General features: G+C 42.2%; 27 protein-coding genes, 1 other RNA gene and 1 pseudogene. 12 read left to right on the top strand and 17 right to left on the bottom strand.

Features of this window, described 5'->3' with window-relative positions; all coding sequences use genetic code 11:
• Genes JOC33_RS01050 through JOC33_RS01035 form a run of 4 tightly spaced genes read right to left on the bottom strand, consistent with a single transcriptional unit; the run spans position 1 to position 3,881 of the window.
• Positions 1-267: a phosphocarrier protein HPr gene (locus tag JOC33_RS01050; RefSeq protein ID WP_205090144.1), complete on the bottom strand. Its 267-nt coding sequence runs from the start codon at positions 265-267 to the stop codon at positions 1-3.
• 53 nt (positions 268-320) lie between these two features.
• The gene (locus tag JOC33_RS01045) at positions 321-2,207 is read right to left on the bottom strand and encodes a PTS fructose transporter subunit IIABC (protein ID WP_205090143.1); all 1,887 of its coding nucleotides are present in this window, start codon (positions 2,205-2,207) and stop codon (positions 321-323) included.
• Between the two features lie 13 nt (positions 2,208-2,220).
• Positions 2,221-3,135 carry a 1-phosphofructokinase gene (gene pfkB / locus JOC33_RS01040; protein WP_205090138.1) on the bottom strand — a complete coding sequence of 305 codons (915 nt, stop codon included), beginning with the start codon at positions 3,133-3,135 and terminating at the stop codon, positions 2,221-2,223.
• On the bottom strand, positions 3,132-3,881 hold the full coding sequence (locus tag JOC33_RS01035; protein WP_205090137.1) for a DeoR/GlpR family DNA-binding transcription regulator: 750 nt from the start codon (positions 3,879-3,881) through the stop codon (positions 3,132-3,134). Before JOC33_RS01035 ends, pfkB begins: the two co-directional genes overlap by 4 nt.
• A gap of 222 nt (positions 3,882-4,103) precedes the next feature.
• Between JOC33_RS01035 and secG the strand changes: the two genes are divergently transcribed.
• The 3 genes from secG (at position 4,104) to rnr (ending at position 7,635) form a co-directional block, all read left to right on the top strand.
• A complete protein-coding gene (gene secG / locus JOC33_RS01030) occupies positions 4,104-4,337 on the top strand; it encodes a preprotein translocase subunit SecG (protein ID WP_205090136.1) in 234 nt (77 codons plus the stop codon).
• 187 nt (positions 4,338-4,524) lie between these two features.
• Positions 4,525-5,268: an alpha/beta fold hydrolase gene (locus JOC33_RS01025; RefSeq protein ID WP_205090135.1), complete on the top strand. Its 744-nt coding sequence runs from the start codon at positions 4,525-4,527 to the stop codon at positions 5,266-5,268.
• Positions 5,269-5,331: 63 nt separating this feature from the next.
• A complete protein-coding gene (rnr, locus tag JOC33_RS01020; protein WP_205091497.1) occupies positions 5,332-7,635 on the top strand; it encodes a ribonuclease R in 2,304 nt (767 codons plus the stop codon).
• A gap of 330 nt (positions 7,636-7,965) precedes the next feature.
• On the opposite strand, the gene JOC33_RS01015 is transcribed toward rnr, so the two are convergent.
• Positions 7,966-8,823 carry a GNAT family N-acetyltransferase gene (locus tag JOC33_RS01015; RefSeq protein ID WP_205090134.1) on the bottom strand — a complete coding sequence of 286 codons (858 nt, stop codon included), beginning with the start codon at positions 8,821-8,823 and terminating at the stop codon, positions 7,966-7,968.
• Between the two features lie 140 nt (positions 8,824-8,963).
• Here JOC33_RS01015 and smpB point away from each other — a divergent pair, with 140 nt between their 5' ends.
• Positions 8,964-9,425, top strand: a complete 462-nt coding sequence (gene smpB / locus JOC33_RS01010; protein WP_205090133.1) for an SsrA-binding protein SmpB — start codon at positions 8,964-8,966, stop codon at positions 9,423-9,425.
• A 124-nt stretch (positions 9,426-9,549) separates the two neighbouring features.
• Positions 9,550-9,913: a transfer-messenger RNA gene (gene ssrA, locus JOC33_RS01005) on the top strand.
• 188 nt (positions 9,914-10,101) lie between these two features.
• Here the strand turns inward: ssrA and JOC33_RS01000 are convergent.
• Complete coding sequence (locus JOC33_RS01000; protein WP_205090131.1) at positions 10,102-10,557, bottom strand: hypothetical protein; 456 nt, start codon at positions 10,555-10,557, stop codon at positions 10,102-10,104.
• Between the two features lie 464 nt (positions 10,558-11,021).
• On the bottom strand, positions 11,022-11,945 hold the full coding sequence (gene murB, locus JOC33_RS00995; RefSeq protein ID WP_205090128.1) for a UDP-N-acetylmuramate dehydrogenase: 924 nt from the start codon (positions 11,943-11,945) through the stop codon (positions 11,022-11,024).
• A 283-nt stretch (positions 11,946-12,228) separates the two neighbouring features.
• On the opposite strand from murB, the gene JOC33_RS00990 reads away from it, so the two are divergent.
• Positions 12,229-13,209, top strand: a complete 981-nt coding sequence (locus tag JOC33_RS00990; RefSeq protein ID WP_205090126.1) for a cation diffusion facilitator family transporter — start codon at positions 12,229-12,231, stop codon at positions 13,207-13,209.
• Positions 13,210-13,431: 222 nt separating this feature from the next.
• On the opposite strand, the gene katA is transcribed toward JOC33_RS00990, so the two are convergent.
• Positions 13,432-14,889 (bottom strand): catalase, encoded by a 1,458-nt coding sequence (gene katA, locus JOC33_RS00985; protein WP_205090124.1) that lies wholly within the window; start codon positions 14,887-14,889, stop codon positions 13,432-13,434.
• A gap of 240 nt (positions 14,890-15,129) precedes the next feature.
• Between katA and JOC33_RS00980 the strand changes: the two genes are divergently transcribed.
• The 3 genes from JOC33_RS00980 (at position 15,130) to JOC33_RS00970 (ending at position 18,785) form a co-directional block, all read left to right on the top strand.
• Positions 15,130-16,263, top strand: a complete 1,134-nt coding sequence (locus JOC33_RS00980) for a zinc-dependent alcohol dehydrogenase (protein WP_205090122.1) — start codon at positions 15,130-15,132, stop codon at positions 16,261-16,263.
• Positions 16,264-16,520: 257 nt separating this feature from the next.
• On the top strand, positions 16,521-18,215 hold the full coding sequence (gene ilvD, locus JOC33_RS00975; protein ID WP_205090120.1) for a dihydroxy-acid dehydratase: 1,695 nt from the start codon (positions 16,521-16,523) through the stop codon (positions 18,213-18,215).
• A 258-nt stretch (positions 18,216-18,473) separates the two neighbouring features.
• Positions 18,474-18,785 (top strand): ArsR/SmtB family transcription factor, encoded by a 312-nt coding sequence (locus tag JOC33_RS00970; protein WP_205091496.1) that lies wholly within the window; start codon positions 18,474-18,476, stop codon positions 18,783-18,785.
• 314 nt (positions 18,786-19,099) lie between these two features.
• Here JOC33_RS00970 and JOC33_RS00965 read toward each other — a convergent pair whose 3' ends face one another.
• Positions 19,100-19,237 (bottom strand): small, acid-soluble spore protein L, encoded by a 138-nt coding sequence (locus JOC33_RS00965; RefSeq protein WP_205090119.1) that lies wholly within the window; start codon positions 19,235-19,237, stop codon positions 19,100-19,102.
• 122 nt (positions 19,238-19,359) lie between these two features.
• Positions 19,360-19,500 carry a hypothetical protein gene (locus tag JOC33_RS00960; RefSeq protein WP_205090118.1) on the bottom strand — a complete coding sequence of 47 codons (141 nt, stop codon included), beginning with the start codon at positions 19,498-19,500 and terminating at the stop codon, positions 19,360-19,362.
• 151 nt (positions 19,501-19,651) lie between these two features.
• Between JOC33_RS00960 and JOC33_RS00955 the strand changes: the two genes are divergently transcribed.
• The 3 genes and pseudogenes from JOC33_RS00955 to JOC33_RS00945 all read left to right on the top strand — a co-directional run bounded on the left by JOC33_RS00955 (position 19,652) and on the right by JOC33_RS00945 (position 22,461).
• Complete coding sequence (locus JOC33_RS00955; RefSeq protein WP_205090117.1) at positions 19,652-19,891, top strand: hypothetical protein; 240 nt, start codon at positions 19,652-19,654, stop codon at positions 19,889-19,891.
• A gap of 547 nt (positions 19,892-20,438) precedes the next feature.
• Positions 20,439-20,740, top strand: a pseudogene (locus tag JOC33_RS00950) (DUF4212 domain-containing protein).
• A gap of 38 nt (positions 20,741-20,778) precedes the next feature.
• On the top strand, positions 20,779-22,461 hold the full coding sequence (locus JOC33_RS00945; RefSeq protein WP_205090115.1) for a sodium:solute symporter family protein: 1,683 nt from the start codon (positions 20,779-20,781) through the stop codon (positions 22,459-22,461).
• Between the two features lie 158 nt (positions 22,462-22,619).
• On the opposite strand, the gene JOC33_RS00940 is transcribed toward JOC33_RS00945, so the two are convergent.
• The 7 genes from JOC33_RS00940 to JOC33_RS00910 all read right to left on the bottom strand — a co-directional run bounded on the left by JOC33_RS00940 (position 22,620) and on the right by JOC33_RS00910 (position 25,731).
• On the bottom strand, positions 22,620-23,069 hold the full coding sequence (locus JOC33_RS00940) for a hypothetical protein (RefSeq protein ID WP_205090113.1): 450 nt from the start codon (positions 23,067-23,069) through the stop codon (positions 22,620-22,622).
• A gap of 91 nt (positions 23,070-23,160) precedes the next feature.
• Complete coding sequence (gvpU, locus tag JOC33_RS00935; RefSeq protein ID WP_205090112.1) at positions 23,161-23,565, bottom strand: gas vesicle accessory protein GvpU; 405 nt, start codon at positions 23,563-23,565, stop codon at positions 23,161-23,163.
• Between the two features lie 32 nt (positions 23,566-23,597).
• Positions 23,598-24,008 carry a YtxH domain-containing protein gene (locus tag JOC33_RS00930; RefSeq protein ID WP_205090111.1) on the bottom strand — a complete coding sequence of 137 codons (411 nt, stop codon included), beginning with the start codon at positions 24,006-24,008 and terminating at the stop codon, positions 23,598-23,600.
• 31 nt (positions 24,009-24,039) lie between these two features.
• Positions 24,040-24,357, bottom strand: coding sequence for a gas vesicle protein (locus JOC33_RS00925; protein WP_205090110.1), 318 nt, complete (start codon positions 24,355-24,357; stop codon positions 24,040-24,042).
• Between the two features lie 16 nt (positions 24,358-24,373).
• A complete protein-coding gene (locus JOC33_RS00920) occupies positions 24,374-24,664 on the bottom strand; it encodes a gas vesicle protein K (protein ID WP_205091495.1) in 291 nt (96 codons plus the stop codon).
• Positions 24,654-24,914: a gas vesicle protein gene (locus JOC33_RS00915; RefSeq protein ID WP_205090109.1), complete on the bottom strand. Its 261-nt coding sequence runs from the start codon at positions 24,912-24,914 to the stop codon at positions 24,654-24,656. The genes JOC33_RS00920 and JOC33_RS00915 overlap by 11 nt, the downstream gene beginning before the upstream one ends.
• 13 nt (positions 24,915-24,927) lie before the next feature.
• On the bottom strand, positions 24,928-25,731 hold the full coding sequence (locus JOC33_RS00910) for a GvpL/GvpF family gas vesicle protein (protein ID WP_205090108.1): 804 nt from the start codon (positions 25,729-25,731) through the stop codon (positions 24,928-24,930).
• Positions 25,732-25,735: the final 4 nt, after the last annotated feature.

Genomic DNA, 25,735 nt, shown 5'->3' with positions numbered 1-25,735 from the left:
TTATTCCCCCAGGCCTTCGTTTTTCATTGTATCGGCTAGCTGTTGAATAGCTTCTTCTTCATCTTTTCCTTCTGCAGTGATTTCAATTTCTGCCCCAGAAGGAATACCGAGGCTCATGATGCCCATGATTGACTTTAAGTTCACAGCTTTACCTTTGTAGTGCATATTAATATCTGATTGGAATTGACCGGCTTTTTGGACAAGCACGGTAGCTGGACGAGCATGGACACCGTCCGAAGATGTAATGGTAAAAGTCTTTTCCTGCATGTTTCTTCCTCCTCAAAAGTATTTCTTAGTTTAATACCTCTATCTATACTAGTTTAAGCTTTTCTTAAGTCTTTTTTCAAGAATCCTACTATAATTGCACTGACAAATGCACCAACTAAGATAGCCAGCGTGTACAGATACCATCCGCCTTCGACGAGCGGGAAGACGAAAATGCCGCCATGCGGGGCGAATAATTCGATGCTGAAAACCATTGTTAATGAACCTGCAATGGCAGAGCCGATAACAACTGATGGGATGACACGTGCAGGATCGGCAGCTGCGAACGGAATCGCACCCTCTGTGATAAAAAACGCTCCTAATGGTAAGGCTGTCTTTCCTGCTTCACGCTCTTGTTTAGTGAACTTATGCTTGAAAATCAAGGTAGCAATTCCCATCGCAAGTGGCGGTACCATTCCGCCAGCCATGATGGCTGCGATGAATTCATAGTTTTCTGCATCTATCATGGCAAGTCCAAACGTATATGCCGCTTTGTTGATCGGACCTCCCATATCAAGTGCCATCATACCTCCAAGAAGGAGTCCTACCAATGCGAGGTTGGTTCCACCCATACCTTCCAGCCAGCCCAGAACAGACGTATAAAGCTGAGTCAAAGGAGGGTTGATCATCAGCATGATCATTCCTGTGGCAAAAATGGACAATACAGGGTAAAACAATACAGTTTTTAAACCATCAAGCATATCAGGCAGGCCAGTGAGCACCTTTTTGATACCGAGGGTCAAGTAACCAGCAAGAAAACCAGCAATCAGACCACCAAGAAATCCTGAGCCGCCACTAGCTTCTGCTACACCTGTCGTGATTGCAATCAAGCCGCCTACCATACCTGGAGCAAAGCCGGGACGGTCAGCTATACTTGATGCTATGAAACCAGCCAGTACAGGTACTAGTAAGAAAAACGCTTTACCGCCTCCAATGATGCTGAGCATTTCAGCGAAACGGTTGTACTGTTCACTTTCCGGGTCCGCCGCATTGATACCGAATAGAAAGGAGATCGCAATTAATATTCCCCCGCCGACAACGAACGGAAGCATATTAGATACCCCGTTCATCAAATGTTTATAGATACCTGAGCGTTGGCCGCCTTCTTTTTCTGAACGTTCGGATGATCCACTTCCCTGGTGTATGGGAGCATCTTTTTTTACTGCACGTTCCAATAACTTTTCTGGTTCATGTATTGCTTTTGCGACAGGTACTTCGATGACAGGTTTACCTTTGAATGGAGCTGTTTCCACTTTAGTATCGGCAGCGATGATGATGGCGTCTGCTTCAGCGATGTCTTTTTCTGTTAAACGGTTTTTGACTCCACTGGAACCGTTTGTCTGTACTTTGATATTGATGCCCATTTCTTTAGCGGTATCCTTCAATTTGTCTGCCGCCATGTAGGTGTGGGCGATGCCGGTTGGGCAGGCAGTTATCGCGAGAATTTTGCTTTCTGAAGTTTCATCATCCGATTCTTCATCCTCTTCTTCTGCCTCTTTGGCGTTGATTGCCTCAATTATGTCATCTTCTGACTTTGCTGATTCCAGTTTATTACGGAAGTTTTTATCCATTAAAAAGGAAGATAATCGAGACAGGGTTTCCAGGTGAGTCTGGTTAGCCCCTTCAGAAGCTGCAATCATAAAGAAAAGGTGTGTTGGTTGTCCATCCAATGATTCATAGTCTAAACCTTCCTGAGTTCTTCCAAATACGATGGAAGGTTCTTTGACTGCGCTTGTTTTAGCGTGAGGAATAGCGATTCCTTCACCGATTCCAGTTGTGCTTTGTTCTTCGCGGGCTAAAATTGCCTTCTTGAATCCATCTCTGTCATTTAAACGGCCGGCCTCATCCAGCTTGTTAATCAATTCATCGATGACTCCGGGTTTCGAGCGGGAGGACAGATTCAATATGATTGTATCCTTCTTCAATAAATCTGTAATTTTCATGTTTGTTACCTCCTTATATGATTGGGCTGATATGAACTTCGCTCAACAATGCTTCGACATCATCCTGTTTACAAAGGTCGTCACTGAAGGCAGTAGCACTGCCGGACGCCACGCCGAATCGGAAAGCCTCTTCCAAAGAAGACCCTTTCGTGTATGCGGCCAGAAAACCGGAAACCAGCGAGTCACCAGCTCCGACTGAATTTTTCACTTCACCTTTTGGCACAGTGGCATAGTAAGAATATTTGTCACTCACAAAAACTGCTCCTTCACCACCCATGGATACAATAACGTGCTTTGCTCCTCGTTCAATGAGTTTCTTCGCATAGCTTGCAGCTTGCTTCTTAGTTTCGATAGACGTTTGAAACAACTGCCCGAGTTCGTGATGATTCGGTTTCAAGAGAAATGCAGGATAACCGATTAGCTGTTCTAAGGCTGCACCAGAAGTGTCTGCAATCAGGGGTACGCTCATTTCCTTGCAAATTTCTGCAATTTTTATATAGATATCATTACTCAAAGAAGCTGGAACACTCCCGGCAAGGACTAACTTGTCGTCCGAATGTAATTCCTTGATTTGCTGCAATAACTGCTCTTGTTGTTCCCTGGTGATTTGTGGTCCTGGCCCATTTATTTCCGACTCTTCGTCTGCTTTTAGTTTGACATTAATCCTCGTGTAATCACCTGTATCGATAAACTTTTCATGAATTCCTTCCTCCTCGAGGAAAGATTTGATGAATTGCCCGGTAAAACCCCCGGCAAATCCTAAAGCTGTTGTAGCAGTATCAAACCGGCTTAGCATTCTGGAAACATTGATTCCTTTCCCGCCAGGATAGTAAAAAGTCTTCGTAGCACGGTTCAGTTGTCCAGTCTCAAATCCTTCCAAATGCATGACATAATCAATGGATGGGTTTAGTGTGCATGTATGGATCATGTGTCTACCACCTTTATTTCTGTATACTCTTTAAGCTGTTCTAATGCGGTACCTGCGGCATTTGTGATAATACCGGCTTGTTCAATGGCGGCTACCTTTGAAAAAGTTATTTCATTAAATTTAGATGCATCAGCAAGAACGAATGACTCGCCTGATAATTGCAACGCTGTCCGTTTAACGATTGCTTCTTCAGGATCAGGGGTTGTATATCCCTCTTCGGGATGGACCCCGTTGATGCCGAGAAAGCTTTTTTCAAAACGGTATTGCTTCAAGCTTTCAACTGCGTGTGCACCTATTACAGCCCGGGTGGTTGCTTTGATATGACCGCCAATGGTGTACGTGTTGATATAGTTGTCCGTCAACGCGTCTATATGATTAATCCCGTTTGTAACCACCACGATTTCCTTTCCGCTTAAAAATGGAATCATTTCGTATGTTGTGCTCCCTGCGTCAAGAAATACACTATCCCCATCACGTACCAGGGAAGCTGCATATTTGGCGATAGCAAGCTTTTCTCTATGATGTTTTTTGGTTTTCTCGATCATACTTGGCTCTTCGCTGGCAGAGCTTTTTATTGAGGCGCCTCCATGCACTCTCCTTAGTTTCCCGTCACTTTCTAACTGACTGAGATCTCGCCGTATAGTTGATTCAGATGCCGCTGTTTCTGCAACAAGTTCCTGAATATTGATTGCCTTTTTCTCGTAGAGCAAATCTAATATCAATTGATGCCGTTCCGGAGTCAACAATAGAATCAGCTCCTTTTATATCTCTCTATGCTCCATAATAAAGGAAGCCCTTTCATAAATCAATCAAAAACAATCATAATCAATCAAAAACGATTAATTCATGTTTGGTATTCTATCAAAAACACTCACATAGGGGGGAGGAAATTATGTTGATGAGAATGGGAATTTGTGCTACATTATCATTATGTATTTGTGTGCGTCTTAGGAGGTGTCAGTCACATCATGCAAACACTTGCAATTACTTTATTGACTATTGATACAATCGTTCTCATCGTTTTGGTCCTTCTTCAATCCGGTAAAAGCGCAGGCCTTTCGGGTGCCATTTCCGGTGGGGCTGAGCAATTGTTCGGGAAGCAAAAAGCGAGAGGTATAGATGCTGTACTCCACAAAGCTACCATTGTAACGGGGGTATTGTTTTTCGTTTTCTCCTTCCTGGCCGCTTATGTTCTGAGTTAAAGCTGAATACGGGAATACAGGGAAGCCGCGCTGATAATAGTGCGGTTTTTCTTTTGTCAACAGAAATTATTGATAATAGGCAGACTCTGTGATGGTTAAAAATAAATCTGCTAATATGAAAACGTTGTGTAAAGACAGAATGAAAACTGCCCAAATAGGGAATTACAAAGACAAGGAGAGATAACTCGTGAAAATCAAACAACCACAACCCTTCACGTTTGAAGAAGGAGAACGCGCGGTATTATTATTACATGGTTTCACAGGACATTCTGCAGATGTACGTATGTTAGGAAGGTTCTTGCAAAAACATGGGTACACAAGTCATGCACCGATCTATCGCGGGCATGGGCTGCCACCAGAAGAGCTTACAAAGGCAACACCTGACCAATGGTGGGAAGATGTACAGCAGGCCATGGAGCATCTGAAGGATCTTGGCTATGAGAAGATTGCAGTGGCTGGTCTTTCCCTTGGAGGCGTTCTTGGACTTAAACTTGCTTATTCAGAGCGTTTAAGAGGAGTAATATCCATGTGTGCTCCGATGTTTTTTGATAATGAAGAACAATTGACCCAAGGATATAAATTCAAAGCAAGGGAATACAAACAATTAGAAGGAAAAGACAAACAAACAATCGAAACTGAAGTGGAGGAGCTGCTTGAGCAGTCTCAGGATATGTTTAAACAGCTCGGTAAATTCATTAATGAAGTTCATGACAATATCGACCATATATACACCCCGACGCTCGTAGTCCAGGCAGCTAAAGATGAGATGATCAATACGGAAAGTGCCAACTATATTTATGAAAATGTTGAATCCGATCAAAAAGATATAAAATGGTATGAAAACTCCGGACATGTCATCACAATGGATAAAGAAAAGGAAAAACTCCATGAGGATATACTTGATTTCCTGGAGTCATTAGACTGGAGCTGAATGGGGAGAGGCCGGAAATGTCACGGAACATTAGAAGGAGGATGAAGCGTTTTGAGTAACGAAATGAAAAATAAAGTACTGGATTATTTCCATGAATCAGCAACCAAGCCACTTTCTGTTCAAGAATTAGAAGAAACGCTGCTGCTCGATGGAGCCGATGACTTCTCTGACCTCATAAAAACTATGAACGAACTGGAAGAACAGGGAGAGCTTGTCAGGACACGTAAAAACCGGTTCGGCCTACCGGAAAAAATGAACCTTATCCGTGGACGTATTCAAATGCACGCGAAGGGTTTCGCATTTTTGATTCCTGATGAGGAAGGAAAGGACGATATTTATATCCATCATTCGGACCTGAACTCAGCAATGAATAACGATCAGGTTCTTGTTCGGGTTGAAAAAAGAGATGAAACCGGACAAAGGCCGGAGGGAACGGTCATTAGAATTGTGGAAAGAGCAACGACGAAAGTAGTTGGCACGTATCAGGCAAGCCGTAACTTCGGATTTGTCATTGCCGACGATAAACGGATCCCCAATGATATTTTTATTCCTAAAGGGGCAACGAATGGTGCCGCAGATGGCCATAAGGTCATTGTTAATATAACCAAATACCCGGAAGATCGGATGAGCGCCGAAGGAGAAGTGGAAGAAATTCTTGGTCACAAGAATGATCCAGGCATTGATATTATTTCGATCATTTATAAGCATGGCATAAAAATTGATTTTCCAGAGGAAGTGCTCGAACAGGCAAAGGAAGTACCGGATGAAATATCTGAAGAGGAAATCAAGAACCGCCGTGATTTACGCAATGAGATGATCGTCACCATTGACGGTGCAGATGCAAAGGATCTTGATGACGCTGTTACTGTGAAAAAGCTTGAGAATGGCAATTATAAATTAGGAGTCCACATTGCCGACGTCACTTATTATGTGCCGGAAGGTTCACCAATCGATAAGGAAGCACGGGAGCGTGCAACAAGTGTCTATCTTGTCGACAGGGTCATCCCGATGATTCCGCATCGTTTATCGAATGGTATATGTTCACTGAATCCGCAGGTGGACCGATTGACACTTTCCTGTGAAATGGAAATTGACTCTAACGGAGAAGTAGTCGGCCATGAAATTTTCCAGAGTGTGATCCGGACGAATGAGCGGATGACCTATAAAGACGTCAATAAAATTTTAGAAGACCAGGATGCAGAACTGATGGAGAGGTATAAAGAGCTTGTGCCAATGTTCACCGAAATGGCCAAGCTTGCTGCCATACTCCGGAAAAAACGAATGGGGCGCGGAGCGATTGACTTTGACTTCAAAGAAGCAGGAGTCATTGTCGATGAGCAAGGAAAAGCAGTCGATGTCAAGCTTCGGGAACGTTCTGTCGCAGAGCGATTGATTGAAGAGTACATGCTGGCTGCAAATGAAACGGTTGCTGAACATTTTCACTGGATGGACGTTCCATTTATCCACCGGATTCACCAGGACCCTGACCCTGATAAACTGCAGCATTTCTTCGAATTTGTTGCAAACCTTGGATATGTCGTTAGAGGTACATCGAATGAAATCCATCCACAAGCGTTACAGAAAGTACTGGAGAGCATCGAAGGCACTCAGGAGGAAATGATCATTTCGAAGCTGATGCTCCGTTCTATGCAACAGGCGAAGTATGATCCGCAAAGCATTGGTCACTTTGGACTTGCGACAGATTTTTATACGCATTTCACCTCACCGATCAGACGTTATCCTGATTTGATTGTGCACAGGCTGATAAGAACATACGCTGTCGAAAATAAACTTGATTACAAAACCCGTCAGCATTGGAAAGAACAAATGCCGGAAATTGCTCGTCATTCTTCTGAAATGGAACGTGCTGCTGTCGATGCAGAACGCGAAACGGATGATTTGAAAAAAGCGGAATTCATGCAGGATAAAATCGGTGAAGAATTTGAAGGAGTCATCAGCTCTGTCACCAGCTTTGGCTTGTTCGTGGAACTGCCTAACACCGTCGAAGGACTTGTCCATGTCAGTTATTTGACGGATGATTACTACCGATTTGACGAGCGGCATTATGCCATGATCGGGGAACGGACAGGTAATGTATTCCGCATTGGCGATGAAGTCACTGTCCGGGTGACGAATGTCAATTTAGAAGAGCGTGTGGTCGACTTTGAAATTGTTGGCATGAAACCACGGAAAGAACGTAATTTCTCTGACCGTCCAAAAGTGATTAAAACACGAAGTGCGAACCGTACCTCCGAGAATAAAAGTGGAAAAGAGAAAAAGAATGGCAAAGGAAAAAAGAAAAACAAACCATTTTATAATAATAAAGGTTTGAAACAAAGAAAAAAAAGCAATAAGAAAAAGAAATAACAAAGAAGGCAGCCAGTTAACTGGCTGCTTCAAGCTATCGAGAAAGATTCGATAGCTTTTTATTTTTTGTCAGTTACTTTTAATGGAAGCAGGTAGTTCAGGAATGCTACCCATAATGCCAGTTAGAACAAATCGCCCGTGACTAGAATATGCTCGCCAGACATTTGCCATTGGGATACTGCTGCGGGCGAGGCCTGAAGTTATGGTCAAGATCGTGAATGCCATACTTTTTACTTACCGCGTGATTTCACCCTCACGCACTAAATATAGTTGGCAGAAAGATAACTGTTTTCATTACAATCTGAGGCTGCCGGGTATATGGCAGCCTTTTTATAACCACTTCCCATAAAGAATCCACGGTTTCTGAATCTCGTAAGGAGTCTTATCTGGAATATTCTTAAATCCATCTTGTGAGAAGTCGATCCATGCACCTGCAGTCTCTGGAGAGATGGTTTTTAAATGGTACTGAATTGTTTCAAAAAAACCAGGCTGTTCGTAATGATCATCCCAAAGGTATTTCACATGGGAGTATAAATCACCTTTTAAGTCATTTCGCAGTATGACAAAGCGGTCTGTCGCAGAATTGACATAAAAGGTACATTCTTCTAGATAATTATTAGTAAACAGCTGTTGATCAAAAGGGAGAGGATAGTAACACTCATAAGGAAACGCATCGAGGGCAGTAAAGTGGAGGGAAGCCAACAGACTTGATTTCTCATTGAAAGTATCCACCTTTTCCCAGACAGGGCCTTTTGTTCCCGTTACCTGTTCCGGTGATTTCAATACAGTATAGAAGTGAGTAGGCCCTGCGTTGAGCCCGGCTTTTTCAATGACTTTGCGCGCCGGTGTATTATGTATTTGCGTGTTCGCTCCAATCCAGCTTATATTAGCTTTTCTGTTTGAATAGTCAATGATATGCTGTAATACTTTTGTGGAATAGCCTTGGCCACTATAGTTGCGATCTGTCCGGAGCCGGCCCAGCATAGCAAATTCATCTGCAAAAATTGTATAACCTGCAAGGCTGACCAAGTCCTCATCAGAAAACAAACCAACAACACCATGTTCTGCAGCCGATACCAAACGTTTGAAAATGCGAATGATATAATCATTTTCGATCCCAGTATCCATTTTCTTTAATTTCTCCATGTCATGCAGATGCAGACTTCTTATTGTATAGCGTTGATCCATAGCTGCAGGCCCCTTTTCGAAATATTTCCAAAAATAATATCTCACACGATTCGTGCCATTGTCTATTGCAACGCACTTTATTGGAAAAAGGGTCCTTTTTTGATACAATTATCAATACGGCAATTAGAGGAGGAACCATTATGCCAAAAGGTAAAGGAAACGCTATCGCACAAAACCGAAAAGCCAGTCATGACTATTTTATCGAAGAAACTTTTGAAGCCGGCATGGTTCTGCAAGGCACGGAGATTAAATCGATTCGAGCTAAACGGGTCAATTTGAAAGATAGCTTCGCAACGATTCGCAAAGGGGAAGTATTCCTTCATAACATGCATATTTCTCCTTATGAACAAGGTAATCGTTATAATCATGAACCGACAAGGACAAGGAAACTTCTGCTGCATCGTAAAGAAATCGATCGCTTGATCGGTGCTACCCAGCAGGAAGGGTATTCCCTCGTTCCATTGAAAATCTATATCAAGAACGGTGTTGCGAAAGTACTGCTTGGTCTTGGTAAAGGTAAGAAGAAATATGATAAACGCCAGGTGCTGAAAGAAAAACAGATGAAGCGTGATATTGATCGCGCATTGAAAGATCGTTACTAAATAATGGATATGTAACCAGGCATTTTCTTTGAACAAAAGAGAAACTGTGTTATAATGGAATATGTCGTTAAAGACATTGATTCTACAAATGAATAGTAGCCAGCCTATTCTTATTAATCCTGACGGGGACGTTACGGATTCGACAGGGATAGGTCGAGCTCAGGTTGCAAGTCGAGGCGACGACTCGTTAAACGTCATTTGCCTAAATATAACTGGCGAATCTAACGATAACCTAGCTCTAGCAGCGTAAGCTGACTTGAGCTGATCCTTCCTGGCATTGTCCGTGTGCCAGATCGAAGGGTCTCAAACTGAAGCGGACTACGCGTTTCTCCACCGCCTGAGGAGAAACGAAGAGACTAATCAGGCTAGCGCCTGGGAAGCCTGTTGGTAGGCTGAACAGGTAGCGAATTATAATATACCGACTACGCTTGTAGAAGCCTGAGTGCCGATATCTCTGGACGTGGGTTCGATTCCCACCGTCTCCACCAATACATATATTGGTGGTTTTTTAATGTTGTTCAATCCAATTATTATTGCTAATAGTAAGAGGATTCGTAAAAGGTAAGCCCCCAAAGCACCCACCTCAAAAAGAACTCCTAAAAATTCTCCCTGCTGAATGGTATTCGTGAATTCTCGAAACGAGTAGGGCGTTGCCAATGCTTTTAACATCCTATAGCTAATATGGGTAAACACGCAGTTTTTTCAGTACATAGCCATAGCTGTCTACGGTTATCATACAGGCTAAGTACGTAAAGAAGGTGTAGTATACGTTCCAGGGGGCAGAATATAAAACCTTCTCCATATACAGTGCTATAAGTTCAAACCCATTCATTAACAGAAGAATAGCTCCATATACATATACCCGTTTCCACTTTTTAAAATAAAGGAAATAAGTAAAGAATGCTCCGAAGACCGCAAAGTATCCTAAGTCAAGGAAGAGGGACTCAAAGAGGATCACTTCAGGCTTGGGAACAACTTTCCATAGCCCTGATTGCATCCCGAGCTGGTTGAATGAAACGGATAATAAGGCAGTAAAAATATAAGCTGTAAGTAAAATGACGGGTGCTTTCCGATATATGTATATTCCGAATAAGCAAGGTAGAATAAGTCCTGCAAAAAAATTAAAGTACACGCGAGCTCACCTCCTTACTAGCATGGTAATCAGGAGGAGGGAATATGCATGCGTTAATGTAAAAGAGAGTCGATATGGAAATGGACTTCATTCCCGATCGGCTCTCTTTTTTCTTAAGTATTTATGCACTTTTGTTCAACCTCGATCTTTGGCTAACGGCTTTTAATATGAATATTTTGTCCTGCTTGGTCAGCATCCTCCAACTTCTTACCTTGATTTTCACAACTACGCCTCCCTGGTTTGTAAAAAGTAGGCCCCAAACTTTACAGACAGTTGTTAATTAGCCTATACCGCGATTTATACAATTATAAACAACAAAATTTTCTACAAATTTCTTGTTTTACGTAGGTTTTTATGCCTGGTTTTGTCGAACTACTGTCCTTTTGCAGAAATATATCCGGACTTTTGTCCTGTTTAGTCGCACAAAAAACCCGCACATTAGCGAATGTACGGGTTTTTTACGGTTATTTTTCAGGATCTTCGCCAATAATTCTGACTTCTCTTTCCAATGTGACGCCAAATTTTTCTTTTACAGTCTTTTGGACGTGTTCAATCAATGAAATATAATCAGAAGTGGTGGCGTTATCTTTGTTTACGATAAATCCAGCATGTTTTGTAGAGACCTCCGCTCCTCCGAAATTCGTTCCTTGGAGATCACTGTCCTGAATTAATTTTCCTGCAAAATACCCTGGAGGACGTTTAAATACGCTGCCGCAAGAAGGGTATTCCAATGGCTGCTTGGATTCTCGTTTGTACGTCAAATCATCCATTACTGCTTTGATATCTTCATATTTGCCTGGTTTTAAGGTGAAAGTCGCTTCCAGAACGATGTCCCCATTATCAGGGATATTGCTTGTACGGTAATCTAAGTCCAACTCTGAAGCCAGCCGTTTAACAAGATTGCCTTCTTTATCCACTACGTAGGCATAATCAAGAACATCCTTGATTTCCCCGCCGTAAGCTCCAGCGTTCATATAAAGTGCTCCCCCGACAGTTCCTGGAATACCACAGGCGAATTCTAATCCAGATAAATATTTTTGCAAGGCATGACGAGAGGCATCTATAATCCTTGCACCACTCTGTGCGACCAGGGTATGGCCATCTGTAGAGATATCGTCTAAATGTTTAAGGTTTATCACGATTCCCCTTATGCCACCGTCCTTGATGATCAGGTTGGATCCGTTACCAAGCAGCATAAAAGGCACGTTTTCTTCATTAGAAAACCTTACCACGTTCTGAACTTCCTGATATGTGGTAGGTGTAATAAAGAAGTCAGCTGTTCCTCCTAACTTCGTATATAAATGGTTTTTAAGCATTTCATCCACTTTGACATTTTCTTCTCTTACGATTTCCATCAGTTTATCGTATATTTTTTGTTTGTTATTCATTTAATCATTCCCATTTGAAAAATTGTCTCCTTGTGAAGTTTACAACAATCTTGATGACATTCAAAGTGATTTCCCAAACGGTGTACGATATCACTCGTACTATCTCACAGGAGATCTACCCATTATTAATATATTAGTTTATGGTCCATATGTAAATGAAGTTACATGATAAGCTTTTATAAACACCTTTTTATTGAAAAGATGAGCGGGTGAAGTACAATACATTATCCTCCCTCAATCAGTCCATAATAAGCAAAAGAGTAAAAAGAAGGAGTATGGTTGCATGGGATTCATACGATTGCTAAAGAAAGGAAATGTTTCCTCAGGGGTCGCTGCTGCCGGGAATACCGGTCTTGCAATTATTAAATTTATCGCTGCCTTTGTCAGCGGCAGTGGGGCTATGATGGCAACGGCCATCCACTCTACTGCTGATGCGACAAATCAGGGACTCGTTTTCTTTGGGAGTGCCCTGGCAGAAAAGGAGCCGACAAAGCGTTTTCCCACAGGGTTTGGACGAGTAGTGAATTTATTTGTGTTGGTAGCCGTAGTGGTGATAGCAATTATGGCTTATGAGACAGTATTAAAAGGGTGGGAAATAATTCAGCACCCAGAGGCCTCCACTAGTCTATGGCTGAATTTGCTTATACTGGCAGCCGCCATCATTGTTGACGGTTATGTATTAATTAAAGCAATGAAAGAGGTGGTCAAAGAATCACGTGCCGAAGCCTCAGGGTTTAAAATTGTGCCAGCAGCATTCAAGAATGTCCGTTACGCCGCACCTCCCACCAGACTTGTGTTCTGGGAGGATATTGTAGCTACATTCGGTGCCCTTTTGGCCTTAATTACTGTTTTAGCCTCCTACTGGACAGGTTTATATTATCTGGATGGAGTAGGGACCATGCTGATCGGTATTCTTCTCTTTATCATTGCAATAAAAATAGGGTATGAAAATACACTCGGGTTGATCGGAATCGCTGCACCGAAAATGGTGGAGGAACGTGTCGCCTCACTTATTCTTCAGGATGATGATGTGGTGGATATCCGCAAATTAAGAGTTCTCCAGGAGGGTGGAAACTTCCATGTCGAAGGTTATATTGAGTTAAAGGAAGGCCTCTCTCTCGATCAGGCAGATGATATCAAGTTCCGTGTGATTGAAAAAGTCCAAGAAGACGAAGATATTACCGATGTAACAATTGGAATTGTGGAAACAGATCATACTCAAAACTGGGTAATCGATGAACAAGACCCACAACCGGAAGGATGATAAAAGCTGCCATAACCCATGCGGTAAATTATACTCCGCAGATGGTGGCAGCTTTTAATATGTAAGAATGCGTAAATGAGTTTTTCGACGTGGTGAAAATGTAAAAGTTCCAAGTATAAGAAAAAACTACCGCATCCATGAGTGAATACGGTAGTTTTTTTACACTTTGGCGACAAACCAATTTTCTTTAATTGAGAAAATTTATTTTTAATTGAAAACGCATCAGGCTTCTTGCTTGATAGATAATCCGAGTCCTGCAGCAACTCGCTTACCGTATTCAGGGTCTGCTTTATAAAAGTGCTGAATTTGTCGCTGCTTGATTTCGTCGCTTTCCACAGGACTCATTGCGTGGACGATGTTGGAAATAAGCCGCTCCTGCTCTTCAACAGTCATCAGACGATATAAGTCTCCAGCCTGTGTATAGTGGTCATGGTGGTCATAAGCGACACTTTCTGCTACACCGGACACCGGATAGGCTGCTTGTTTGTCCTCTGGTGATTCTTTCGGTCCCCTGGCACTGTTTGGCTCATAATAGACAGAATCACCTCCATTATCGTCAAAACGCATTTGGCCGTCACGCTGATAGGTGTTCACTTCATTACGTGCTCGATTGATCGGCAGGGCCTGATGATTTGCTCCAACACGATAACGGTGCGCATCATGATAAGCGAATAAGCGTCCTTGCAGCATTTTATCCGGAGAAACATCGATGCCTGGTACAAGGGTCCCGGGTGAGAACGTAGCCTGCTCGACTTCAGCGAAATAATTTTCCGGATTTCGATCAAGCACCATCCGGCCGACTTCTATTAATGGATAATCCTTTTGTGACCACACTTTCGTTACATCAAAAGGATCAAAACGATAAGTATCTGCATCTTCAAGGGGCATGATTTGCACATATAACTTCCAGGCAGGGTAGTCCCCTTTTTCGATAGCATTGAACAAGTCTTCTGTGTGATAATCAGGATTTTCCCCAGCTATCTTAGTGGCTACTTCTTCTGTAAGATTTTTGACTCCTTGCTCCGTTTTAAAATGATATTTGACCCAAACTCCGTCTCCTTCGGCATTTGTCCATTTGAACGTATGACTTCCAAAGCCGTGCATATGACGATAAGTAGCAGGAATTCCGCGGTCTGACATCAAGATAGTAACTTGATGAAGCGATTCCGGTGATAACGACCAGAAATCCCAAATGGCATTCGGATTTTTCAAATGCGTTTTCGGGTGACGTTTTTGTGTATGGATAAAGTCAGGAAACTTGATAGCATCACGAATAAAGAAAACAGGAGTATTATTCCCGACAAGATCATAATTTCCTTCGTCTGTATAAAATTTGACTGCAAAACCACGTGGATCACGGACAGTATCAGCAGAGCCATTTTCACCGGCGACTGTAGAGAATCGGATAAAGAGAGGAGTACGCTTCCCTACTTCCGACAGAAAATCGGCTTTTGTATATTTAGTAAGATCATTAGTCACTTCGAAATAGCCATGTGCACCTGCGCCTTTTGCATGTACTACACGTTCGGGAACACGCTCTCTATTGAAATGGGCAAGTTTTTCCAAAAGGTGAACATCCTGAATTAATGTCGGCCCGCGAGACCCAGCGGTGATGGAATTCTGGTTGTCACCAACTGGAGCTCCCCAGCTGGTAGTTAGTTTTTTATTTTCTTTCCCCATTATAAAACCACCTTTTTTAAAAATTAAATTCTAAAATAATGATAACACTTCTCAATGAAAAATCAATGTTTTTTTATAATTATTTTAATTTAATACCGTATGTAAATAGTGGAATTCTATCCCATACCCAAATATAAGTAAAGAGAGTCTATATTATTACTGGATGATGGAAGATATGTCCTGTGATGAATGACAGCCGGTAGAAAATACTAAAGATATTAACTAGACGGGAGTGTAATTATGAAGGCAGTAACATACCAGGGTCCTAAAAATGTCGCTGTTGATCAGGTGGCAGATCCTAAAATTGAAAAATCTGACGATATTATTGTAAAAATCACTTCAACTGCAATTTGTGGCTCTGATTTGCATCTTTACCAGGGGAATTTTCCGCTTCCGAAAGGGTATATCATCGGTCATGAACCGATGGGAATTGTGGAAGAAACTGGACCTGAGGTTACGAAAGTTAAAAAAGGAGACAGAGTGGTCATACCGTTTAATGTATCATGCGGTCATTGTTATTATTGCCAGCATGATCAGACCAGTCAGTGCGATAATTCAAATCCTCATTATGATTCGGGTGGTTATTTCGGTTATACAGAAAAATTTGGTAATCACCCGGGGGGTCAGGCAGAATATTTAAAGGTTCCCTTTGGAAACTATACGCCTTTTCTTATACCGGAAAACTGTGAATTAGAGGATGATGCCCTGTTATTTTTATCCGATGTATTGCCGACAGCCTACTGGAGTGTCGAGCATGCAGGCGTGAAGGAAGGCGACACCGTAATCGTTCTAGGCTGCGGACCTGTTGGCCTGATGGCACAGAAGTTCGCATGGTTGAAAGGAGCAGAACGGGTCATTGCTATTGACTATCTCGACTATCGAATGGCTCTTGCAAAGAGAATGAATAATGTGGAAATTTTTGAATTCACCAAGTATCCTGATATGGGTGAACACTTGAAGGAAATCACCAAAGGAGGGGCAGAGGTTGTTATTGATTGTGTCGGTATGGATGGGAAAAAGTCACCTCTTGAATTTTTAGAGCAAAAGCTGAAACTCCAAGGTGGAACACTAGGTCCGATTCAGATAGCGACCAAAGCGGTTAAGAAAACGGGTACTGTCCAGTTGACGGGGGTATATGGCGCGAACTACAATTTGTTCCCGCTTGGTGCCTTTTTCTCGCGAAACATTACATTGAAGATGGGACAGGCACCGGTGATACCATTAATGCAGAAGCTTTATGAAAAGATAGTGGATGGTGTTTTCGACCCTAAAGAGATCATTTCCCATAAGCTGTCTTTAGAAGAGGCAGGACATGGATATCATATTTTCAATCACCATGAAGATAACTGTATCAAAGTAATTTTAAAACCGTAGATACCTGCCTGGCTTTCGTGCGCTGTTGTTTACAGCCATCGAAAGCCAGGCATATTTTATCCGGAAAATAGAGCCTATCTATATGAAGATAACACTAAAAACCAGATGGAAGCGCTTTAATTATGATAAAACTTGATATATTCAGAAAATTCATTGCGAACCGGCGCACAAATTAGTATCATACATAATAATAGTCTCTCGATGTAATTGATCGTCCGACTTAATCATATTTAAATCTACCAGGGGAGGATGAAACCATGGAAACGAAAAAAGATTTGCGAATCAGGAGTAAAGTAATCAGTGAAGGTGTTAACCGGGTACCTAACCGTTCCATGCTGAGAGCTGTGGGCTTTGAAGATGAGGATTTTAAAAAACCGATGATCGGAATTGCAAGTACGTGGAGTGAAGTTACTCCTTGTAACGTACATATCGATGACCTGGCAAGAGAAGCCAAGGGTGGTGCGGCAGACAATGGTGGAGCACCGTTGATTTTCAATACAATCACTGTTTCGGATGGCATCGCTATGGGGCATGAGGGGATGCATTATTCTTTGCCAAGCCGTGAAGTTATCGCTGATTCTATTGAGACTGTGACCAATGCAGAACGTCTTGATGGTGTTGTAGCAATCGGAGGCTGTGATAAAACTACCCCTGCATGCCTGATGGCAATCGGGCGTATGAACATTCCGTCTGTGTATGTATATGGAGGTACGATCCAGCCGGGAAAACTTCAAGGGAAAGACATTGATATAGTATCTTCCTTTGAAGCAGTCGGGCAATATCAGCAGGGCACCATTAATGATGAAGAACTCCATCAAGTGGAATGTCACGCTTGTCCAGGAGCGGGTGCATGTGGAGGAATGTATACCGCTAATACCATGGCATCTGCAGTGGAGGCATTGGGAATGAGTATCCCTGGGTCTTCTTCCACGCCAGCTGTCAATGATTATAAACATGACGAGTGCAGGCAAGCTGGAGAAATGGTGATCGACTTATTGGAAAACGATATCTACCCAAGAGATATCATGACGAAAAAGGCTTTTGAGAATGCAATCACTGTAGTAATGGCGCTGGGAGGTTCCACAAATGCCTTTTTACATCTTACTGCAATGGCTCACTCAGCAGGAGTTGACCTGTCATTGGATGATTTTGAACGAGTAAGGCAAAACGTCCCTCATATAGCTGATATGAAGCCGAGCGGTAAATATGTGATGCAGGACTTGTACGAATGTGGAGGTGTACCTGCCGTTATGAAATTGCTTCATGAACATGGTTTACTTCATGGAGATTGCCTGACGGTTACAGGAAAGACTGTTGCAGAAAACTTGGCAGAGGCTCCATCCTTAACAGAAGGTCAGAAAGTAATTCATTCTTTAGAGGATCCAATCAAACCAAATGGACCGCTGGTGCTCTTGCGGGGGAATCTGGCCCCAGAGGGAGCAGTAGCGAAGATGTCCGGACAGAAAATCAGCCGCTTCGAGGGCCCTGCCCGAGTATATGACAGTGAAGCAGAGGCCACAAAGGCGATCGAAGCAGGTGAGATAGTAGAAGGCGATGTCCTTGTCATACGCCATGTCGGACCAAAAGGTGGACCAGGCATGCCTGAAATGCTTTCCATCACTGCCATGATCGTTGGCAGAGGGTTAGGAGGAAAAGTAGCCTTGTTGACGGATGGGCGTTTTTCCGGAGGTTCCCATGGCTTCGTTATCGGGCATGTGGCCCCGGAAGCACATGTCGGTGGCCCGATCGGACTGCTCCAGAATGGTGATATAATAACAATTGACAGCGATACCCAACAGATTAATTTCGAGATAACAGAAGAAGAATACGAACAAAGAAAGCAAGCGTGGAAAACCCCTGAACTCAAATATAAAACAGGGGTACTGGCTAAATATGCTCGTCTGGTTTCCTCTTCTGCAAAAGGTGCCGTTACCGATCTTGATTTAGATTAATGAGAATGAGCAATTGCGTTGCAGGTTGTCGGGAATATATCTCGGCTGCCTGTTTCTTATGTTTTTCAGTTGGTTCTCCTCTGCGGGAGTATATAAATCCTCATCAGAACTCCATTATTTTTCAGGCGGTTGAAAATGTCACTTAGTTGCCCAAATCCTTATTAAAATAATTTGCATGGATTTGTGGTATAATTTAATCAAATAAAATTGATTTAAGGTGATAATTATATGAAAGAAATACCAGTTACAGATAGTAAAATGGAACAGCAATTTTTATTATATAAGCAGAAATTTAAGGCACTGGCAGATGAGAAGCGTCTGGAAATACTTCATATCCTTTGCACGGACGGGACATCCTGTGTCTGCGATTTGCAACCAAAAATAGGAATGACCCAATCCAAGCTTAGTTACCATTTAAAGATAATGCTTGATGCGGATTTGATCAGCCGTACTGAAAAAGGAACCTGGAGTTATTATGCTATTAATGAAGATACGATCAATCACTTGTTATCGGAAGAGTTATGTTGTTTATTCAGACCTGATGGGAATAGTTCCGGTTGCTGTTGTTGATGCAGTAATTTATCAAGCGAGAGGCGATGACGCCTGCGGGAACAGCACGAGCCGAAGATTCACTTGGTCAAGCGACCTTCTTGACCAAGTTAGCTTCAGGCCGTGCCCGCGGAAAGCATCCGCCGGCAAGCGTTCTGGCGAGCATATTTCACCGCCGGGCGATCGTATTATGACAACGGACAAGCATATTTCATTGCTGGGCGATCGTATTAGTCAGTTAGCATCCTCTGCCGTGTGAATCAACAAGCTTTAATAGCTGCTGAGAGGGCTTAGCTTCTTCCGCCTTCAGAAAGGCAGCTATTTTGGGGCATAGCTTAAATCTTTGTGTTCTTCTTTTTTGCGCGCTGCTCTAGTTGTGAATCAGGCTGCTGGTCAGCCACACCTTCAGAGAGCCCCTGTGCATTTACAGATGAAGCAGTTCTTTTCCCTTTGTTTTTTTCTTTTTTAGACATGAAAGACACCTCCACTATTAGTGTTGCAATTATGTTGATTATTTATCCAATGAAAAACGGACTCCCCGGAAGAGTCCGTTTTATTTATAAAAACTTGACATTTGTCAAGTTATTCCCCTTGGTCATTTTCGCCCAGCCATGTTCGTCATTCCTGAAACCATGTTTTGCAATTGACCGCCTTGTCCTGTCATCATGCTGTAAGTTGCTGCGCCGATCCCGATGGAAGCGATCATTGGCAGCCACCGAATATTCCTTCTCTGCATCTCACATACACCACCTTTCCCTTTACATCTTTATTTTGCATCAGCTGATGGAAGGGCATGTCAGAGAACTATTTCCATTCTTTCGTGATGATGTTTTATTCCGTGATCTAGTGGGAACTGCAATAAAAAAAGTGGAAAGGAGTCATCAAAAATGACAAAAAGTGGTTTTAATACATTGAAGCCAGGAAGTAATTATTCTGCACAGGAGCTGGACAGTTTTGTGTCAACAAAAAATGTATTGCTCCTGTCCAATAATGGTTCGCAGCTTTTTACTGAACCAGCCAGAGAATATAAGGTGATTAATGAATTTGAGGGTTTCTTTGAGCATTCTGAACAAGATGGAGAAAAACACTTCCGCGATAAAAAAGCTTACGTGGTAGAAAAAATATAACTTCGTCAACTCCCACTGTTTAAGTGGGAGTTTTTAGTTCCAAAAGCATAAAGGTTGACAAGCATAGGTTATTTTTAGAATAATGACAACATACAAAAAATTCCGTCACTTTATGAGGGAATTTCTTTATTTGTTCAAAAATGTATGTTCTTGGATAAATCTCTACAGCTGGCTGCATCCAGCTTCAGCGCCTACCCCCTCGAGGTCTTAAGCCGATCCTCTTTGTGACAAAGCCCGTCACGGCGAGGCTTGGCTTAAGCTTGTCGGGGGTGAACGAGGCGCTTGCGCTTTTATTCCTAAAAATGATAACGCTTACAATAAGGGGTTAAAAAAATGGTTTGGGTATTCTTATTCGCTGTCATTACAATTGTCTCGGTGATATTCGCTCTAAATAAACGCAAGCCTGTTTTTTTAGCGATTCCTTTCTTTTCCTTATTTATTTTTATGTTGATTAAGATCATTATGGTTCCGCTGCCTTTTTGGGAAACTGTCCGTTTTATTTTTAATCTGCGTGGCTGATTGATATGTAGAGGGAGGTGAAACAAAGATGAAAAAGATTGAGAAAAGAGTTGCTGATAACTATTTCCGAGCAAGAACAACGATGATTATCCTTTACCTTGCTATCGGTTTTCTCGTTTCATTTGTGGTGGTCTTTTTCGCTGATACTTTATCAAATTTCACAATTAATAACATTCCTGTCCATTACTATATGGGAGCTCAGGGAGCTGTGTTGACATTCATCATACTTCTCTTCATAAACGCCATAGTAAGCGATAAAATCGACAAAAAATATGGAATAGACCCAGACAAGAATGAGGAAATCATTCAAAGAAGAAAGTCGATCATTAAAAATGGGAAACAAATCCAGACTTTGAGGAGGAACATGAATGGACAACCAGTTTCTCGTGTCATTTGCTTTAATCATAGCGACATTTGGACTTTACATAGGAATTGCCGTATATAACAAAGCGAAGCAAACTTCAGATTTTTATGTGGCAGGACGTGGTGTCCCTCCTGTCTTTAACGGTATGGCTATCGGTGCAGACTGGATGAGTGCTGCCTCTTTTATAGGAATGGCAGGAACCATCATGGTGTTAGGATATGATGGCCTTGCTTATATTATGGGGTGGACAGGAGGTTATCTGTTATTGACTTTCCTGTTAGCTCCACAGCTCAGGAAATATGGACGCTATACCGTGCCTGAATTTATTGGAGACAGGTACCAGAGTAATGCAGCTCGATTAATAGCAGCGATAGCTACAATCATCATCAGCTTCACCTATTCCGTAGGCCAATTGTCAGGATCTGGTGTAGTCATCGGTCGGCTGATAGAAGTTGATGCTGCTATCGGTACAATGATTGGGGTTGTGTTGATAGCGTTTTATTCTGCACTTGGGGGAATGAAGGGGATAACCTGGACTCAAGTAGCACAATACCTCGTATTAATTATTGCTTATCTTATCCCTGTAATCTTTATGGCTCTCCAGATTACAGGAAACCCTATGCCATGGATTTCCTATGGTGAGGTAATCAGTGAATTACAGATATTAGACCAGGAGCTTGGAGTAACGGAATATGTTACACCATTTACAGAAGCCACTAAATGGCAATTTCTCGCTCTCATGTTTACATTGATGGCAGGTACAGCAGGGCTTCCTCATGTTATAGTTCGTTTTTATACTGTATCAACCATGAAGGCAGCAAGATGGAGTGGGGCATGGGCGCTTCTGTTTATCGGTTTGCTCTATTTGTCGGCACCTGCCTACGCAGCTTTTTCACGATTTATCCTAATGACACAGGTGGCTGGTGCATCTATTAATGATTTGCCAGCTTGGACAGCTGCATGGGTAGATACAGGTCGCCTCTCTGTAGCAGATGCCAATAGTGATGGCATTTTGCAATGGACAGAAATAGTCATTAGTAATGATATTGTCGTTATGGCCACTCCTGAAATTGCCAATTTAGGTGTCTTTATTATTGGATTGACCGCGGCAGGAGCAATGGCAGCAGCCTTATCTACCGCAGGCGGGCTGATGATATCAATTTCTGCTGCACTTTCTCACGATATTTATTTCAGGTCGATCAATCCCAATGCCAGTGAGAGAAAAAGGCTGCTTGTTGGCCGTTGGTCGATTGTTTTAGCTACGGTATTTGCCGGCCTTCTAGCTTTGAACCCGCCAGGCGCAATCACCCAAATTGTCGCATGGGCATTTGCTTTAGCATCCGGTTCGTTTTTTCCAGCCCTGCTTCTTGGGGTATGGTGGAAGAGGTCGAATGGTCCGGGTGTCATCGCTGGTATGGTCGTAGGTCTCTCTGTTACACTTGCCTATATTTTTGCAGCTAAATATGGCGGCTTTACGATACTTGGCATAATTGATACGGGTGCTGGAGTGTTTGGAGCAACTGCTGCGATACTGACGAATATTATTGTGTCCTTAACGACGGCAGCACCTTCCCAAAAAGTGCAGGAGGAAGTCATAGATCTGCGCTATCCGGAACAAATGACATATAAAAATGGGGAAGTGTGGATGGAGGAAACAGATGATGTTTCGAAATACTCTGCAAAATAGAGTCCACAAAATTTTATCCAGAAAGGAAGCCGAGCAGTGTGGAGTACACATTGTTCGGCTTTTTCAATAGTCATTGTGCAGCGAAAGAAATCAGCGGCAGGAGATAAGGAATCTGCTAAAGACTGCGCACCTTCCTTCTACCAGCCAATTGTGAAACATTACTGTCTTTGAAACCCTTCTTCCTTCAGGTAGGACTCTGCCTCATTATAGGTCTCGAAGCTTTCTTCAAGCATCTCTCCGGTATAAATGTTCCAAAAATAATCCTCTTGAACAAGAGTCAAAATTTCATTATCCGGCCCGGTCCACTGCTGAAAATGAGAAGACTGGACATCGTTTGATAGATAATTGATGGAAAACTGAATGATTTCTTTTAAATCTTCAGCTGTGAAATCTCTAATGTTTACAAGGCCTTTATCATTGGCGTTATATTTGGTTGAATCTCCAGTATATACGAAACCATTTCCGTTGGGGTGAAGATGCTGAATGACAATCGTTTTATCAAATAAACTGTCATCATAGTGAAAGTTCACCCTTCCTAAAGAAATATCTTTCCTATTTAATTCCGAAAAAGATTCGGCTATAGCTATTTTATCAACAAATGTAAGCATGGTGCAGCTCCCTTTAAAGAATAGTGAAAGCAATTATAGCACATCTTGTCTTAAACAAAAAAAGGGAATCATGACGATTCCCCAAGTATTATTATGACGAGCTTTTCTTTTTATTATCTTTGGCAATTGTACCAAGGAAGAAGCCATCGACTTCGGACAGTTTCCCGCGCCATAGAAATTTTCCTTTAGAGGGAGTAGGGTCACTGTCGCCGCAGTATACCTGGGCGTCCTTAAGATGGATATAATTAACTTCATCAGAATCATTATTGCTGGCTGTTTCACTTGCATCCATCAATTGGCCGCTCAATGCTTCTGCAATATCATTGCCATCTTTGAAGTTTTCACTCATTTTTTCAAAGTAGCTCTGGGCAGAGGTGGTAGTGCCTGTCACCAAAGAGCCGTTGACATTTATTGTGATGTCGAGCGATAAATCATGGTTATTTGCCGCCCGGATGAACATGGAAAGTACATCATCTTTACTGGACTGTTTATCCATTCATTGTTACCTCCTTTGGTGATGATGGCTAATTATTTTGTTGTGTCGTCATCTGTTGAGATGGTTGTTTCTGTACTGGCTGAGGGATTCTCCTGAAAGGAATTGTCTGTATCAGCAGCCACACTTTCTGAAGAAGACTCCTGTGTTGCAGCAGCCTCATCTGCAGCGTCCTGGTCTTTCGATTTCTTAAATTTCTTCGCTAATTTCTGTGATCTTTCACTGGTGCTATTTTTTAAATTTGAAAGTTTTGTTTTTGTATTACCACTGAACTGTTTGCTTTTGTCTTTTACAGCGTTAGTCTGGGCAGAAATATCGCTTCGTAATTCTTTACCTGCTTTTGGTGCCAGTAATAAACTTGCTGTTGCCCCGATTACTCCACCCACTAATGTTCCTGTCATCACTCCACGTTTTTTTAGTGCTTTCTTTGCTTGTTGTTTTTCCATTATTAATTCCTCCTTATAAAAAATGAATGATTTATATGAAACGATTGTCATGCGCTATTTTATCTTCAAGCGCATCAATTCGTTTTTGCAGTTGTTCATTTTCTTTCTTCAATTGTTCCTGATTTTCGTCGGCTGCTTTAGAACTGAGGTAAGGGTCCGTTTCCCACCAGTCCATTCCGATTTCTTTCGCTTTATCAACAGATGCAATGATCAACCGGATCTTTATCGACAGCAGCTCTATGTCAGCTAGTCCTACACGGATATCTCCGGCAATAACTACACCTTTATCCAAAACGGTCTCCAATACATCGACTAGGTTACTCGACTGGGTGGATTGCTCAATAGCCATGTTAACGCCTCCTTACTTAAAGTAAGTTCCCTAATGGTCCTAAATCAATGTTCAAATCATCATCTTCTAATTCGAAAATGTCTTTCAGTTCATCCATTTTCACTTCTAAATTCATAAGAGCGACTCCCAGTCTTTCGATTTCTTCTTCAGTAAGGGTTCCTCCATCAACCCTGCGTAATGCCTGCCGCTCGACTAACTGTCTAAGAAGTTCGATGACAGTAAGAACTAACTGGGCAAGTCCTTGCTCTGCACCTTCAGGGTCAAGGTTAATTCGTCCACTCTTTTGGGATAACTCTTCAGGTTTCACGGATGGCACGGTTCAATTCCTCCTTTTCCCTGTCAAATTGCTTAGACGATAATTGCCTGTCAGAAGCCTGTTTTGCCTGGACAAGCGTTTCAACGGATGATAGAAGTATGCGTAAGTCCAGGTAAACAAGATCGATTCCAGCTATCGAAATAAGAATGTCCCCCTGTATCGCAACACCCTTATCCAGGACCACATCTAAAATATCAATCAGGGCTACATCTTTATTTTCAAATTCTTGTCTATAGGACATAATATCCCTCGCTTCAGGTAAGACTGGCAAAATGGTAGGCCGGCCATGGTCCAGTAATCTCCAGGTGCCAGCCGTCCCGTGTCCACTTATCTTGTAAAGACTTAATCTCAGATAAATATTCTTCCACGTTTTCAGTGGAGAGCAGGTAAACACTATTCCAACACATTTCGTCGTTTCGGCCAGTCACCTTTTTGTTCCAGTTTTTCTTTACAGATGTATCTTCACACATTTCCGTCAGTTGCTCATGAACGCGGGCAGAAAATGTTTCCTTTTCTTTTAATGCTTCCTGGTCGATCAGCTGGTCAAGTCGTTTCTTTTCCAGGAACTGTCTTCCAGGACTCATTTCTTCTATTTCCTTCTTCTTTGCTTCTATGGTTAAATTGTGAGCGGCGACGCTCTCACGCAGCTTTTCGTCGTCACAATATATTTTCATGTTCCATTCTTCTTTATTTTTAAGCCATTTCAACTGTTCTGCAATCTTCTGTTCAAGCGGTTCAAGCTTATTCCATAAACTGTCTGCGTTTTCATAAATGGTGCAGAATTTCATCGGGATAACCGTATAACGGTTATTCAGATCCAACAGTACTTCATGGTGATGGAAAGCTTTTTCATGCAGCCATTGCGGGTCATTCGTTTTTTTCTCAAGTTCAGTTTCCTTATAACCCGCCTCATCCAGATTACAAACAACAGCATTTATACCATTAATAGAAATGGTGTAGGCAGCATGTTCATTATCCAGTCCTTTAAAAGAGGGGAGAGGAGCTGCCGATATTTCATTTTCGGGCACTATTCCATATAAATAAATCAAATTATCCATTGCG

It is taken from the genome of Thalassobacillus pellis, from assembly GCF_016908295.1.
GTDB lineage: Bacteria > Bacillota > Bacilli > Bacillales > Halobacillaceae > Thalassobacillus > Thalassobacillus pellis.
Note: the sequence above shows the minus strand (reverse complement) of the source record. Positions and strands in the feature narration are given on the sequence as shown.